The sequence below is a fragment of the Azonexus sp. GW821-FHT04F04 genome, assembly GCF_059420025.1.
The window spans coordinates 172,616-187,376 of the sequence record NZ_JBWKSX010000004.1; the positions used below are offsets into that span (position 1 = coordinate 172,616).

Annotated in this window: 7 protein-coding genes; 2 read left to right on the top strand and 5 right to left on the bottom strand. The window is 64.0% G+C overall.

Translation table 11 applies throughout. The features are described from left to right. Both AC07TV_RS10210 and AC07TV_RS10215 read left to right on the top strand, forming a co-directional pair. Entirely contained in the window at positions 1-1,680 is a 1,680-nt protein-coding gene (locus tag AC07TV_RS10210; protein ID WP_494648281.1) for an autotransporter assembly complex protein TamA, read from the top strand. A 7-nt stretch (positions 1,681-1,687) separates the two neighbouring features. Continuing rightward, positions 1,688-5,329 (top strand): translocation/assembly module TamB domain-containing protein, encoded by a 3,642-nt coding sequence (locus AC07TV_RS10215; RefSeq protein ID WP_494648282.1) that lies wholly within the window; start codon positions 1,688-1,690, stop codon positions 5,327-5,329. Between the two features lie 20 nt (positions 5,330-5,349). Here AC07TV_RS10215 and AC07TV_RS10220 read toward each other — a convergent pair whose 3' ends face one another. From AC07TV_RS10220 to AC07TV_RS10240, 5 genes are all read right to left on the bottom strand, one after another. Beyond that, the gene (locus AC07TV_RS10220) at positions 5,350-5,616 is read right to left on the bottom strand and encodes a hypothetical protein (RefSeq protein ID WP_494648283.1); all 267 of its coding nucleotides are present in this window, start codon (positions 5,614-5,616) and stop codon (positions 5,350-5,352) included. A gap of 71 nt (positions 5,617-5,687) precedes the next feature. Continuing rightward, positions 5,688-8,129 (bottom strand): ATP-binding protein, encoded by a 2,442-nt coding sequence (locus AC07TV_RS10225; protein WP_494648284.1) that lies wholly within the window; start codon positions 8,127-8,129, stop codon positions 5,688-5,690. 269 nt (positions 8,130-8,398) lie between these two features. Continuing rightward, the gene (locus AC07TV_RS10230) at positions 8,399-11,461 is read right to left on the bottom strand and encodes an efflux RND transporter permease subunit (protein WP_494648285.1); all 3,063 of its coding nucleotides are present in this window, start codon (positions 11,459-11,461) and stop codon (positions 8,399-8,401) included. 70 nt (positions 11,462-11,531) lie between these two features. Then, complete coding sequence (locus AC07TV_RS10235) at positions 11,532-12,665, bottom strand: efflux RND transporter periplasmic adaptor subunit (protein WP_494648286.1); 1,134 nt, start codon at positions 12,663-12,665, stop codon at positions 11,532-11,534. 77 nt (positions 12,666-12,742) lie between these two features. After that, on the bottom strand, positions 12,743-14,746 hold the full coding sequence (locus tag AC07TV_RS10240) for an acyl CoA:acetate/3-ketoacid CoA transferase (protein WP_494648287.1): 2,004 nt from the start codon (positions 14,744-14,746) through the stop codon (positions 12,743-12,745). Positions 14,747-14,761 lie beyond the last annotated feature (15 nt).

Sequence of the window (14,761 nt, forward strand, 5' to 3'; positions counted from 1 at the left end):
GTGATCACCCGCCGCCTGCCACTTCTTGTCCTGCTCACCATCGCCACGCCGCTGATGGCCGGCGAGCTGACTGTGCACGCGCCAAATGACATCAACAGACTGCTCGCTCCCTGGTTGCCGGAAGAAGCCGGCAACCAGCGTCGGCTGCAGGGGCAGCTCAGCGAAATCCTCGCCACCGAGGGCTATTTTTCGCCGGAATTCAATTTCACCGAAAACGATGACGGCCTGACGCTCAATCTCGATCCCGGGCCACGGACGACCATCGCCAGCGTCAATGTCACGGTCGACGGGAAAATTGAGCCAAAAACGAAATCCGACCTCATCGCCAGCTGGGGCCTGCCGGTCGGCCAGCCATTCCGGCAAGCCGACTGGAATGAAGCCAAGCAGCAAATCCTGGCTGACCTGCTGGCCGTCGAACACGCCGACGCCAAACTGGTCGACAGCGAAGCCAGCATCGACGCCGAAACGCACCGCGCCGACCTGAGCGCTCATTACGACGCCGGCCTGCGCTACCGTTTCGGCAACATTCGCGTCGAGGGCCTGCAAAACTACCCGCCCGACCTCATCGCGCGCTACAACCGCGCCGTGCAGGCCGGCCAGCCCTACCGCGAAGACCGGCTCAACGCGCTGCAGGGCATGCTGCAATCGACCCCCTATTTTTCCTCGGTGCAGACCACGCTCGACCGCGAGGCGGCCGTGGTCAATGCGGACGGCACGGCGACGGCGCCCGTCCTCGTCCGCGTCCGCGAACGTTCGCCGCACCGCGTCTCGTTCGGCGCCGGCGCCAGTTCCAACACCGGCGCCCGGGTCGAGGTGAATTACCACACCCCCAACCTGCTCAACCGCGGTTGGGCGCTCGATACCGGCCTGCGCCTCGAGCAGAAAAGACAGACCGCCTACAGCGACGTCTTTTTGCCGCCCGACGCGCGCAACCGCCGGCACAGCTTTGGCATCATGGCTGAAGCCGCCGACATCCAGGGACTGAAAACCGAACGCTACGCTTTTGGCGCGCAGACCGTGCAGCAACGCGGCATCGTCGAACAGCGCCTGTCGCTCAACTGGCAGGAAGAAAAGCGCGAAGCCAGCGGCGCCAGCCCGCAAACCGCCCGGGCGCTGGTCCCCAATGGCGTGTGGACCTGGCGCCACATCGACAACCTGCTCGACCCGCGTGACGGTTCCGTCGTCCAGGTGCAGATCGGCGGCGGCGCCAAGGCCGCGCTCTCCGACCAGAACTTCGTTCGGCTGCACACCCGTGTCCAGCACTACATCCCGCTCGGCCACGCCGACACGCTCAATCTGCGCGGCGAAATCGGCTACACCTTTGCCGACTCGCGCCAAGGCATCCCGCAGGATTACCTGTTCCGCACCGGCGGCGCCGGCTCGGTGCGCGGCTACGCCTACCAGAGCCTCGGTATCCGGGAAGGCAGCGCGATAGTCGGCGGCCGCTACCTGGCCATCGCCAGCGCCGAATTCACGCACTGGCTCAACGACAGTTGGGGCATCGCCGCCTTCGTCGACGCCGGCGACGCGGTCGATAGCCTGCAGGACATCCGCCTCGCCGTCGGCGCCGGCCTCGGTGCCCGCTGGCGCAGCCCGGCCGGGCCAATCGGCGTCGATCTGGCCTACGGCGAACGCAACCAGGAAGTGCACCTGCACTTCTCGCTGGCCATTCCGTTCTAAGCGTGACATGAAACGCCCCCTTACCCTTTTCGCCCTCCTCGCCAGCGCCGCCGTCATCGGCGGACTCGGCTGGCTGACGACCAGCGAAAGCGGCCTGCAAACCGCCATCGGCCTGGCCCAAAGCGCCACCGCCGGCCAGCTGCGAATCGAACAAGCCAGCGGCCGCCTGCTCGGCAACATCGACATCGGCCAACTGCGCTGGCAAGGCGCCAAGCAGCAAATCGAGGCGACGCAGATTCACCTCGACTGGTCGCAGTCAGCCCTGCTCCGCGGCACACTGGACATCGCCGAACTGAGCATCGCCACCCTGCACATCGTCACCACCCCGAGCGACACGCCGACACCGGCGCCGATCGATCTGCAACTGCCTTTCACGGTCAACGCGAAAAAACTGGCAATTTTGAAATTGAGTGTCGGCGACGGCTTCACCGCCACCGACCTCGCCGCCAGCTTCAGCAGCGACGGCCGCCAGCACCAGCTTGCAGACGTCCATGCCCTGACTGGCGGCATCGCCATCACCGGCCGCGCCAGCCTCGACGGCCTCGCCCCCCTGCCGCTCGCCGCCAGCGCCGAGATTTCCGGCCAGCTCGACGAGCGCCCGCTCGCCTTGGCGCTGACCGCCAACGGCCCGCTCGAACGCATCGCGCTGACCGCCGTCGCCACCCAAGGCGTCGCCGGCACGGCCGAGGTCGCTCTCACGCCCTTCGCCGACGCCGCTTTCGCCAGCGCCCGCCTCCTGCTTGAAGACATCGACCCGGCCACCTGGCAGCCCGGCGCGCCGCAAGCCAAACTCAGCATCACCGCCGACATCGCACCGCAAGGCGACGGCATTGTCGGCAGCTTCGGCCTGACCAACCATCAACCCGGCCCCCTCGACCGCCAGCGCCTGCCGCTCGCCACGCTGGCCGGCACGGTCGACTGGCAGGGCAGCAGCGCCAAATTCGCCACCCTGCACGCCACCCTGCCCGGCGGCAGCGAACTCGACGGCAGCGGCGAATGGCGCGACGGCGCCCTTAAACTGGCGCTGACCGCCAGCCGGCTCGACGCTGCGCAACTCGTCTCGACGCTACGGTCAACCCGATTAAATGGCCAAATTTCAAGTCTTGTCGGCGCCGAGCGCCAGCAACTCAAGCTCAATCTGAAAGACGCCACCTTTACCCTGCTCGTCGAGGCCAGCCACGCCGACCAGCGCATCGACCTGCCGCAACTCCAACTCGCCGCCGGTGACGCCCGCCTGAGCGCCAAAGCCGAACTCAACCTAAAAACGCCGCGCGCCTTCACGGCCGAAGGCGAACTGCAACGTTTCGACCCAAGCCGCTTCGCCAAAGTACCAGCGGCGCAGATCAACGCCAATTTCAAGGCCGACGGCCGGCTCGACCCGCGTGCCGTGGTCGATGCCAGCTTCACGCTCAATGACAGCCGGGTCGCCGGTCAGCCGCTGAACGGTCAGGGCAAACTCAACATCGACTGGCCGCACATCCCCGGCATCGATATCCATCTCGTTTCCGGCGCCAATCACCTGACGGCCAAGGGCGCTTTCGGCCAGCCCGGCGACACCGTGGTCGTCGACCTCGACGCCCAGCAACTCGCTCCCTACGGCCTCGACGGCGGCATCACCGGCCGGCTCGCCCTGACCGGCTCGGCGCAGCAACCGAAAATCGCCGGCCAGCTTAACGCCGCCAAAATTGGCCAGCCCGGCGTCGCCCGCCTCACCGGCCTGAGCCTGAAGGCCGACGCCGCCGGGGAGGCCGGCTCGCCGCTGAGCCTCGATCTCGCCATCGCCGCCGTCGACATGCCGGACCAGCCCGGCCTGCTGCGTAGCATCCGCCTGCACGGCGCCGGCACCAACCAGGCGCACAGCCTGACGGCCAGCGCCGAGGTAGCCGGCAAGAATCTGCTGAACCTCGCCGTAGACGGGGGTTTGAGCGCCGATTTCAGCCAGTGGCAAGGCCGCCTGCTCGAAGCAAAGCTGAACAGCGCCGACAAATCGCGCAATTTCCACCTCGCCGCCCCGGCCCCGATCAAGCTGGCCGGCGCTGGCTGGAGCATCGGCCCGGCCCAATTCATCGGCGATCCGCTCGATTGGCAAGCTACCCTGCAAGCGGGCGCCGACGCCAGACAACTGCACGCCACGCTGAGCGCCAGGGGCAGCCGTATCGGCCAGGTCGATGGCGAACTCAACGCCGCCATGCTCGGCCCCTGGTCGCTAGCCCAGAACGCCCGCTGGCAGGGCCGGCTCAAGACCGACATCGCGGACCTCGGCTGGCTGGCCGAACTGATCGGCGACGGTTGGCAGAGCGAAGGACGCCTCAACGGCGAACTGCAATTGGCCGGCACACCCGCCGTGCCGCTGGCCAGCGGCCGCTTCCGCGGCGATAACTTGGCACTGCGCCTACCCGAACAAGGCCTCAACCTGGCCCGCGGCGAACTTGATGTCGATCTGCGCGACAACCTGCTGCACATCAATCGCCTCGGCTTCGATAGCCTGCTCCAGCCGATGCCGCGGGCGATCCGGCTCGATGCGCGCGACGACCTGAGCGGGCTGACGGCCAAGCCGGGGCGACTTGAAATTTCGGGCGAAATTCGGGTTGACCGTGGAAGTGCCGGCGAAAACGCTTTTCTCGACTTCAAACTCGATCGCCTTGGCGCTTTCCAGTTGCCCGACCAATGGGTCGCCGTTTCCGGCAACGGCCGGCTCAGTCTCAAAGATGGCACGCTCGGCGCCGTCGGCAAAATGGCCGTCGACGCCGGTTACTGGCAACTCGCCCCGAGCGGCACGCCACGACTCTCCGACGACGTGGTGGTCAAACGCCCTGGTACGGAAAAGCCCGCGGCCAGCCTGCGTCCGAAACTCGAACTCGACGTCAGCACCGACCTCGGCCGCAATTTCCTCTTCAATGGCGCCGGGCTTTCGAGCCGGCTGGCCGGCAGCATCCGGATTACCGCCCACGGCCGCGACCTGCCGCGGGCCAGCGGCACGATCCGGGCGCGTAGCGGCCGCTTCGAAGCCTATGGCCAGAAACTGGAAATTGAACGTGGCATCCTGAGTTTCAACGGCCTGCTCGACAATCCCGGACTCGATGTCCGCGCCGTGCGCAAGGGTTTGTCGGTCGAACCCGGCGTCCAGATCAGCGGCTCGGCGCAACGGCCGGTCATCAAGCTGATCTCCGACCCGGAATTGCCCGATGCCGAAAAACTTGCCTGGCTTGTCCTCGGCCACGGCCCGGAACAGATGGGCGCCGGCGACGCGACGCTGCTTTTCTCGGCAGCCGGCGGCCTGCTCGGCAACGATTCAGGGAATGTTGTCCAGCAGTTGAAAAAGACCTTTGGATTCGACGAATTCGGCCTTCGTCAGGGCAACATCGGCGACACCGGCGGGCGCCAACCAACCAGCCGCGTGGCCGGCGGCAACAGCATCGACACAGCCGGGACGACTGGCCAGCAGATTCTCAGCGTCGGCAAACGCCTGACGTCAAACGCGCTTGTTTCCTACGAGCAGACGCTGGGTCGGGCCGAAGGCATCGTCAAGCTGACCGTCAACCTGACGCGACAAATCGCTGTCATTGGCCGCGCCGGCAGCGACAACGCGCTGGATATTTTCTATACGCTGACCTTCGGGCGTGCAGAAAAAAAGCCCGTCGTCGAGTAAGAACGAAACAATCTGGCGGATCATGCCGCGGCGATGTGGTTTTTAACGGTGTGGTGAGCCGACATATGGGCCAGACGCCGAATTTCAGCCCGCAATGCCACCTGCTGCCCGGCCGTGATCATGCGCTGGCCATTGTGCCATTCGTAGTTGATGGCGGTATCGTCAACACCAAGCTCATAAAGCGCCTGCGCCATGGCACGCCAGTCGTGCCGCTCAACGCTCCGGCCATCGCTCAAAGCCGCGACAAATTCACTCTTGAAAAACGCTACGCTTGCAGTAATCGTCATGACAGCACCTCCTGTTGACTCAGGTTAGCGCCATCCTTTTTTGAGGGCAGTGACATATTTCACGCTTGCCATCAACGAGCCTGGAAGTTGCCCAACCACTTGCCGACCATGCCCAGCAACTCGGCATGATTAATCGGTTTGGCCAGAAAATCGTCCATGCCGGCCGCCATGCAGCGCTGCCGATCCTCGACGAAGGCTGCGGCGCTTAGCGCCACGATGGGCCGGCGCGGCAATCCCTGTTCCTGCTCCCAGTCGCGGATCAGGCGGGTAGACTCGAGACCGTCCATGATCGGCATCTGCATGTCCATCAATATCAGATCCGGGTGCATGCCGCCGGTAATGACGGTCAGCGCCTCCAGCCCGTTTTCGGCCATCGAGACAGCGAAACCCTCTTTCTGGAGCATGGCGCCGACCACTTTGCGGTTCACCAGATTGTCCTCGACCACCAGTACCCGGCCAATCTGGCTGGCCGAGGCGGTCTTGACGTCGGGTGCCCGATTTCGGGTCGCCTGACGACCATCCTCGCCAGCTTCGACGATCACGGCGCGAACCCGGAACCAGAAGCGCGCCCCAAGCCCCGACTGGCTTTCGACGCCGACTTCACCGCCCATCATTTCAGCCAGCCGGCGGACGATGGAAAGGCCGAGGCCGGTTCCGCCAAACTCACGGGTCGTCGAGCTATCGGCCTGCGAAAATGGATGGAAAAGTAGTGACTGCTGGCCGGACGAAACGCCGATTCCGCTGTCGCTGACCGAAAACTCGAGGATCGCCCCGCGCTCGTCACGGCTGACCTCGCTGGCCTCGATATCGACAAAGCCATGCGCCGTGAATTTCACTGCGTTGCTGACCAGATTGGACAGCATCTGGCGGAGCCGGATCGAGTCAGCTCGGTAGCGCGCGCCCGCTTCGCCACGCCAGTTCGCCCGAACCTCCAGTTCCTTGTCGTGGACCGGCCCGGAAAAAAGCTTGACGGTTTCGTCGACGATTTGTTTCGGGTCGAAGACCGCATCGGACAGGGACAGCTTGCCGGCCTCGATCTTCGATAGATCGAGGACATCGTTGAGCAGCGCCAGCAAGGTCTGGCCGGAATTGAGGATGATGCGCGCGTAGTCATTGCGCTCGTCATTCGACACCCCGGGCATCAGCAGCAGTTGCGCCATGCCCAGGATGCCGTTCATCGGCGTGCGGATTTCATGCGACATCATCGCCAGAAAACTGCTCTTGGCCCGATTGGCCGCCTCTGCCGCCTCCTTGGCGGCGTAAAGCTCGGTTACGTCAATGCGAAAACCGACAGTAAATCCTTCCGGTGTCCGGCGCTCGAGAATCCGTAGCCAGCGGCCGTCATCAAGCGGTTGAATGATCTCCGTATTGCCGCTGCGATGCGCGGCCAGACGCTCGGCGATCCATTCGTCTACGCGCCCGATGGCCTCCTTGTACTGGCCGCGTTCAGCCCCCGTGCGAATGATTTCCTCGAAGCTTTTTCCGGCAACCAGCAGGTCGGAAGAGCTCCGGTAATACTGACGATACTGTTCATTGGAATACGCCAGCCGGTCATCCTGATCGTAAATGACAAAGGCCTCGCCGATGGTATCGACCGCCGAAGCGAGCATCGCCTGGCTATCATGCAGGCGCTTCCCCATCTCGGCCCGCAGGGCCAGCGAACGGAACAGAAACAGCATGAAGGCCGCGAAAACGATGCTCACCCCCGAAGCAGCGCCAAGCACGACCCGCCGGTGACTGTAGAAGGGCATCAACACCTGCTCAACGGCATGCCCGATGACAAAACTCAGGCCGTAGTCCGGCAGTCGGTAAAACCCGTAGACCCGCTCGACACCATCCACCTGAGCCTGTCGCGTGAAACTGCCGGACAAGGGTGCATCCGGCGGCAGATAAGGAGCCCCGACAATTTTCTTGCCCATGGCGTTTTCGAAACCGGGCTCGCGCGCGACAATGTCGCCGCTATCGGCAACCACGGTACTGCTCGCCTCCGGGGCGATTTTTTCACTATAGGCTGCCACCGACCCCGGGCTGACGGAAGCCACAATCACCCCCGTCAATCGCCCGTTCACCAGGATTGGCCGGGTGAACTGGATGGACCATTTGCCGGACACCTTACCCTTGATCGGCTTGCTGATGAACAGCCGGTCGCCGCCAGCAAGGTGCGCCCGGAAATGCTCGCGTTCGCCAAGAAACACTCGCTCCCTGGCAACCGACAGATTGGAATAAGCCAACCAGCCCTCGGCATCGATAACGGCTACCTGAAAGGCCATGTCGGCCATGTATTGCTGGCGACGTTTAACCTGGTCGGCGAAGCGCTCGGGGCGCCCATCCCACTGGGTTCGCAGATCGAGCAGCATCTGGTCAAGGCGTTTGATGGCCGAAAATGCGCTCTCGGCGAAGGCCTGAGCCTGAAACCGGGTCGAGTTCTCGACTTCACGCAAATAACCCGCCCGGCTACGGTCAAGCTCATACCAGGCGATCGCCCAGACGAGCCCCAGACCAAACACCAGCATCAGCCAAAGTTGCGGCCGGAGTGACAAAGCGGAGTATTTTTTTGCAGGAATTTCGCTCACCAACTGGCGCCGTGCATCGACCCATCATGCAAGGCGGCCGCAAGACGCGCCCCCTGCCGATGAACAAGGAGCGTGATGCTCGCCTCGCCCATCGCCAAAGTCAAGACCGTCCCGACAGGAACGGCGCTATAACCGGTATCTGGCGATCATCTCCATGGCGATGACGCCTCGCGCAACATCCCGATGTTCGCCCCCATCTGCCGCGATGCTTAGTGCGGCTTGAGCCCCAATCGTGCCCGAACCAGCCCGATCAGGTCATCGACGTAGGTGAACACCACCGGAATGACCAGCAGGCTCAGGAAAGTCGAGGTAATCAGGCCACCGATGACGACAATCGCCATTGGCGCCCGGAAGCTCGGGTCGGTGCCGATGCCCAGCGCGATCGGCATCATGCCGGCGCCCATGGCGACGGTGGTCATGACGATCGGCCGGGCCCGCTTGCGGCAAGCATCGAGCAGCGCGTGCCAGCGATCCAGCCCGTGCTCGCGCCGGGCGAGGACGACATAATCGATGAGCAGGATGGAATTCTTGGTGGCGATGCCCATGAGCATGATCAGGCCGATCATCGACGGCATGGAGAGCGCCGTGTGGGTGACGAACAGCGCCAGGAAGGCGCCCGGCACGGAGAGCACGAGGGCGGCGAGGATGGTCACCGGCTGGACGAAGTCTTTGAAGAGCAAAACCAGCACGATGTAGATGCAGAGCACGCCGGTGGCCATGGCCAGCGCGAAACTGGCGAACAGTTCGCCCATCGCCTCGGCGTCGCCAACCGTCGTCTGGATGACGCCGGGCGGCAGGTTGGTCAGGCTGGGTTTGGCCAGGGCCTGGGCTTCCACCTCGCCAAGCGGCTGGCCGTTCAGTTCGATTTCAAAATTGATGTTGCGCAGGCGGTCGTAGCGGTCGATCTCGGCCGGGCCGCCGGCAATGCTGACTGTAGCGACATTGGCGAGCATGACCGGGCCGTGCTTGCCGGGTACGGTCAGCCGTGCGAGCAGGGCAAGGTCGGTGCGCGCCTCAGGCGGTAATTTGACGACGATGGGCACCTGACGCTGCGTCAGGTTGAGCTTGGCCAGACCCTGGTCGTAATCGCCGGCCGTGGCAATACGCAGGGTGTCGGCAATCGCCGCCGAAGTCACGCCGAGGTCGGCCATGCGGGCGAAATCGGGGCGGATGACCAGTTCCGGGCGAACCAGGCTGGCCGTCGTCGTGATGCCGCCGATGCCGGGAATGGTGCGCAGGTCGCGCTCGACGAGACGGGCGTGTTCAGTGAGCAATGGGCCATTCTCGCTGGCCAGGACGAGGACGTATTTGGCGTTGCCGGAGGCCAGGCCGACCTTGATCTGGGCGCCGGGGATGACGCTGAGCGCCTCGCGCAACTGGTCTTCGATGGCCTGCTTGCTGATGCCCGAACGCTCGTTGCGCGGTGTCAGGTTGATGGTCAGCGTTGATTTCCTCACCTCGGCAGCCCCCGAGGCAGCAAACGGATCGCTGCCGGCCTTGCCGCCGCCGACGGCGGTGTACACCAGCTTGACGTGCTCGTTGGCCTCGGCGATGTGGCGGGCCTGCTCGGCAATGGCGACAGACTCCTTGAGCGTCGCGCCGGGCGGCAGGGAGAGGTAGATTTGCGTTTGCGACACGTCGTCCGCAGGCACGAAGCCGGTCGGCAACAGCGGCACCAACATGAAGGAACCGACAAAGAAGAAGGCCGCACCGAGCATGGTCATGATCCGGTGCTTGAGACACCAGGTGGCCCAGCCTTCGTAATACTTCAGCCAGCGCGGCGTCGGCTCGTCGTGCGTCACCGGACGCAGGATGTAGGCGGCCATCATCGGCGTCAGCATGCGGGCGACGACGAGCGAGAAGAAGACGGCGACAGCTGCGGTCCACCCGAACTGGACGAAGAATTTGCCGGCGACGCCACCCATGAAGGCCGTGGGCAGGAAGACGGCGATCAGGGTGAAGGTCGTGGCGATAACCGCCAGGCCGATTTCGTCGGCTGCTTCCATGGCCGCCTGGTAGGGCGTCTTGCCCATGCGCAGGTGGCGCATTATGTTTTCGATTTCGACGATGGCGTCATCGACCAGAATACCGACGACCAGCGACATCGAGAGCAGGGTGACGACATTGAGCGTGAAGCCCATCAGGTACATCGCGGCGAAAGTCGGGATGGCCGACAACGGCAGCGCGGCGGCCGAAACAAAGGTGGCGCGGCCATCGCGCAGGAAAAGCCAGACGACGAGCACAGCGAGGATGGCGCCTTCGACAAGCAGCTTCATCGAGCCTTCGTAGTTTTCAATGACCGGATCGACGAAATTGAAGGCTTCGGTGATTTCGATATCGGGATGATCGGCTTTCAGCTTGTCGAGCACGACCTTGACGCTGTCAGCGACCTCGACTTCGCCAGCGCCCTTGCTCCGCGTGATCTCGAAGCCGACGACCGGCTTGCCGTTGAGCAGGGCGGCAGTGCGCTGTTCACCGACGGTATCGCTGATCGTCGCCACCTGATCGAGGCGGATGCGCCGGCCGTCGGTCAGCACGATGTCCATGCTGCCCAACTCGTCGGCGCTCTGCACGGTGGCAATGGTGCGCACCGACTGCTCGATGCCGCCGACGTCAGCCCGGCCACCCGAGGCATCCTGCTGGATCTGCTTGAGTTGGCGCGAGATGTCGGCAGCCGTGACGTTGAGCGCCAGCATTTTTGCCGGATCAAGTTCGATGCGAATTTCGCGCGCCACGCCACCGACCCGCGACACGGCGCCGACGCCGCGCGCCGAGAGGATGGCCTTGCTGACGGTGTTGTCGACGAACCACGACAGTGCCTCGTCGTCCATACGGCTCGACGCGACGGTATAGGTCAGGATCGGGGAGCCGGAGACGTTCATCTTGCTGATCACCGGATCGCGCAGATCGCCCGGCAAGTCGGAGCGGATGCGTGAAACGGCATCGCGCACGTCATCGACGGCTTCCTGCAACGGCTTTTCCAGGCGGAATTCGACGGTTACTGTCGCCGTGCCGTCCTGGACCTTGGTGTAGATGTGCTTGATGCCCTGCAGCGTTGCCACCGAATTCTCGATCTTGCGCGCCACCTCGGTTTCCATCTGGGCCGGCGCGGCGCCGGGCAGGCTGGCCGTAACGATCACGTTGGGCAATTCGATGTCCATGAACTGCTGGATCTTCATCGCCTTGAAGCCCATGATCCCGGCCAGCGTGAGGAGCAGGAAGAGCAGGATGGCCGGCGTCGGATTGCGGATCGACCACGACGAAACGTTCATCGCGTCACACCCTTCATCTCAATCTTCACAGCAGCCAAGCGGACTTCCACGGTCAACCGGAAAAAACGGCTCATTTTGCAACCCCGTCGACCACCTTGACGATGTCCCCATCGGCCAGGAAGCCGGCCCCCGTCGCCACCACGCGCGCCGTCGGTTCCAACCCGGAAACCACCTCGATGCGCTCGCCACCACGGCGGCCGAGCGCAACCTTGGCCTGCGCCACGCGATCCTCGCCCTCCATCCGGAAAACATAGGCAAAACCTTCGCGCAGGACGACGGCCGATTGCGGCAGCGTCAGCGCCGGACTTTCCGCCAGCGCGAATTCGCCGCGCGCGAACATGCCGGCCCGGACGGCCGAAGTCGCCGGCAGATCAACATAAACCAGCCCGTTGCGCGTTTGCGGATCAACGCTCGGCGACACCGTGCGCACCGTGCCCTTGACCGTTTCCCCGCCCGGCGCCGTGAGCGCCGCGACGACGCCGACCTTGATCTTGCCGAGATCGGCCGATGGCACCTCGGCCCGCCACTCGAGCCGGCCGCCGCGGATCAGGCGAAACAGCTCCTGCCCCGACTGGGTCAGCGAGCCGACCGTCGCACTGCGCGCCGAAATCACACCATCGTCGGGCGCCACAACGCCGGTCTTGCTCATTTTCAGATCAGCCCCCCGCTGCCGGGCCCGCGCCGCGGCGAGGCGTGCCTGCGCCGTGTGCTGGGCCGTCTGGTACTGGGTGTTGAGCTGCGAGCTGTAGAAGCCTTTTTCCTTCAACTCCTTCGCCCGCTCGGCATTGCCTTTCGCCTCGGCGACGCTGGCTTCGAGTTCGGCCACCGAGGCCTGGGCCTCGGCCAGTTCGCTGGCCACGGTGTCGCTGGCGATGCGCGCCAGCACCTGCCCCTTTTTGACCGTATCGCCCACCTGGACGCGCACTTCGGTGATCCGGTAATTGGCGATTTCGGCGCCGATCACCGCTTCCTGCCAGGCGACGACATTGCCGTTGGCCGGCAGCACCAGCGGCCACTCGAGTTTTTGCGGGGTGGTCAGGGTGACCGTCAGCGCCGGCCGGGCGGCGGCCGCCTTGGCTGTTTCGGCCGGTTTCGATTCATCCGAGCGCGATAAAAGGAAAGCGCCGACCACTGCCAGGGCGGCAATAGCCAGCGCAATGTACGTTTTTCGCCCGGCAAGCGGGCCCAATATATTGGATTTCATGCAAAAACCTGTGTCGACCGCGGGAATCGTCGAATCATACCGCGGCCGATGTCACAGGCCTAATGACCCTTCGGTCATCATTGCTTTGCCAGATGCCCCTCGGCCTCGTCGGCGCTCTCGTAGAGATGCGGCGAAATCCGCTGTTTCTCGAGCGCCTCGCCAAGCTTCATGCGCAGGAACGTGCTTGAGGTATAGCGCGTCACGTCGTGATAGTGCCGATCCATGATGCCCTTGACGACGCCGATGTACTCATCGACCAGTTCGGGCACGATGGAAAAGCGATCGTAATTGACGATGGCGTTGACCTTGTGACCGATCGGCGCCAGTTCGCTCTCGACGGCTTCGAGGATGCGGCTGATATCCGCCTCGCTGCGCACGCTGAGCCCGGCAAAATCGACGAAGAACAGGTTTTGCTCCGGATCGTAGGTGAGGCGTTCGGCCAGCGGCCGTTCGAGCATTTCAGCGCGAAAGTTCATCGGCTCGTCGGTAAAGATCCGCGCATCCATGAGCTGCGGTTCGCGGTGCATGATCGGCCGGAACTCCATCTTGTCGAGGATGTCCTTCTGCAGATCGACACCGGGTGCGATTTCGATCAATTCGAGTCCTTCGGCGGTCAGCTTGAAGACACAGCGCTCGGTAATGTAGAGCACGGTCTTGCCCCACTTGGCGGCTTGCGGGCCGCTGAAGGTGCGATGTTCGACCTCGTCGACAAACTTCACCGCCTTGCCGTCCTCGATAATCCTCAGTTTGCCGGCATCAACCGCAACCTCCAGATTGCCAGCCGTAAAGGTGCCGACGAAAACGACCTTTTTGGCGTTCTGCGAAATGTTGATGAAGCCACCCGCCCCGGCCAGCCGCGGCCCGAACTTGGAGACATTGAGGTTGCCCTGTTTGTCGGCCTGGGCCAGACCAAGGAAGGCGATGTCAAGCCCGCCACCGTCGTAGAAATCGAACTGGCTGGGCTGGTCGATGATCGCCTGGGCGTTGGTCGCTGCCCCGAAACTCAGGCCACCGGCCGGCACGCCGCCGATGACGCCGGGTTCGGCAGTCAGCGTCATGAGGTCGATGACCTGCTCTTCGGCCGCGACATTAGCAACGCCTTCGGGCATGCCGATACCGAGGTTCACAATGGCATTGGCTTTCAGCTCCAGCGCCGCGCGCCGGGCGATGATCTTGCGCTCGCTCATCGGCATGGCGGCAATGGCCGACAGCGGCACCTTGATCTCGCCGGCGAAGGCGGCGCTGTAGGGTTCGGCGAAAGTCTGCATGTGGTATTCCGGCTTCTCGGCGACCACGACGCAATCAACGAGGATGCCGGGAATTTTGACCTGGCGCGGGTTCAGCGTGCCACGCTCGGCGATGCGCTCGACCTGGACGATGACGATGCCGCCGGAGTTGCGCGCCGCCATGGCGATAGCCTGCGCCTCGAGGGTCAAAGCCTCTTTTTCCATCGTCACATTGCCATCCGGATCGGCCGTGGTGCCGCGAATGATCCCGACGTTGATGGGCAGCGCCTTGTAGAACAGGTATTCCTCGCCGTCGATCTCCATCAAGCGGACGAGGTCGGTCGTCGTCATTTCGTTGAGCTTGCCACCGCCGAAACGCGGATCGACGAAAGTGCCGAGGCCGACGCGGGTCAGCGTCCCCGGTTTGCCGGCAGCGATGTCGCGGAAGAGGTGGGTAATCACCCCTTGCGGCAGGTTGTAGGCTTCGATGCGATTGGCCACGGCCAGCGCCTGGACCTTGGGGACCAAGCCCCAGTGGCCGCCGATGACCCGGCGGATCAGGCCATCGTGGCCGAGGTGATTGAGGCCACGATCCTTGCCATCGCCCTGCCCGGCCGCGTAAACGAGCGTCAGGTTGCGCGGCCGGCCGAGGCCGTGCACATCTGCTTCCTCGCCTTCGAGAAAAAGCGCCTCGAGCGCGACAGCGATGTTTTCGGCAAAGCCGATGCCGACAAAACCGCCGGTGGCGACGGTGTCGCCGTCCTTGATCAGGCGGACGGCATCGCGGGCCGACACCACCTTGCCGGTGTCGGAAGCGCGCAGCGACGAAGCCATTGGGTGACGTGACAAGGCCATGGTTTATCTCCTCTT

Coding starts and splice junctions, on each gene's coding strand:
- AC07TV_RS10235 (WP_494648286.1), bottom strand. CDS start 12,665: ATGAAATCCAATATATTGGGCCCGCTTGCCGGGCGAAAAACGTACATT.
- AC07TV_RS10230 (WP_494648285.1), bottom strand. CDS start 11,461: ATGAACGTTTCGTCGTGGTCGATCCGCAATCCGACGCCGGCCATCCTG.
- AC07TV_RS10240 (WP_494648287.1), bottom strand. CDS start 14,746: ATGGCCTTGTCACGTCACCCAATGGCTTCGTCGCTGCGCGCTTCCGAC.
- AC07TV_RS10225 (WP_494648284.1), bottom strand. CDS start 8,129: ATGCTGGTGTTTGGTCTGGGGCTCGTCTGGGCGATCGCCTGGTATGAG.
- AC07TV_RS10220 (WP_494648283.1), bottom strand. CDS start 5,616: ATGACGATTACTGCAAGCGTAGCGTTTTTCAAGAGTGAATTTGTCGCG.
- AC07TV_RS10215 (WP_494648282.1), top strand. CDS start 1,688: ATGAAACGCCCCCTTACCCTTTTCGCCCTCCTCGCCAGCGCCGCCGTC.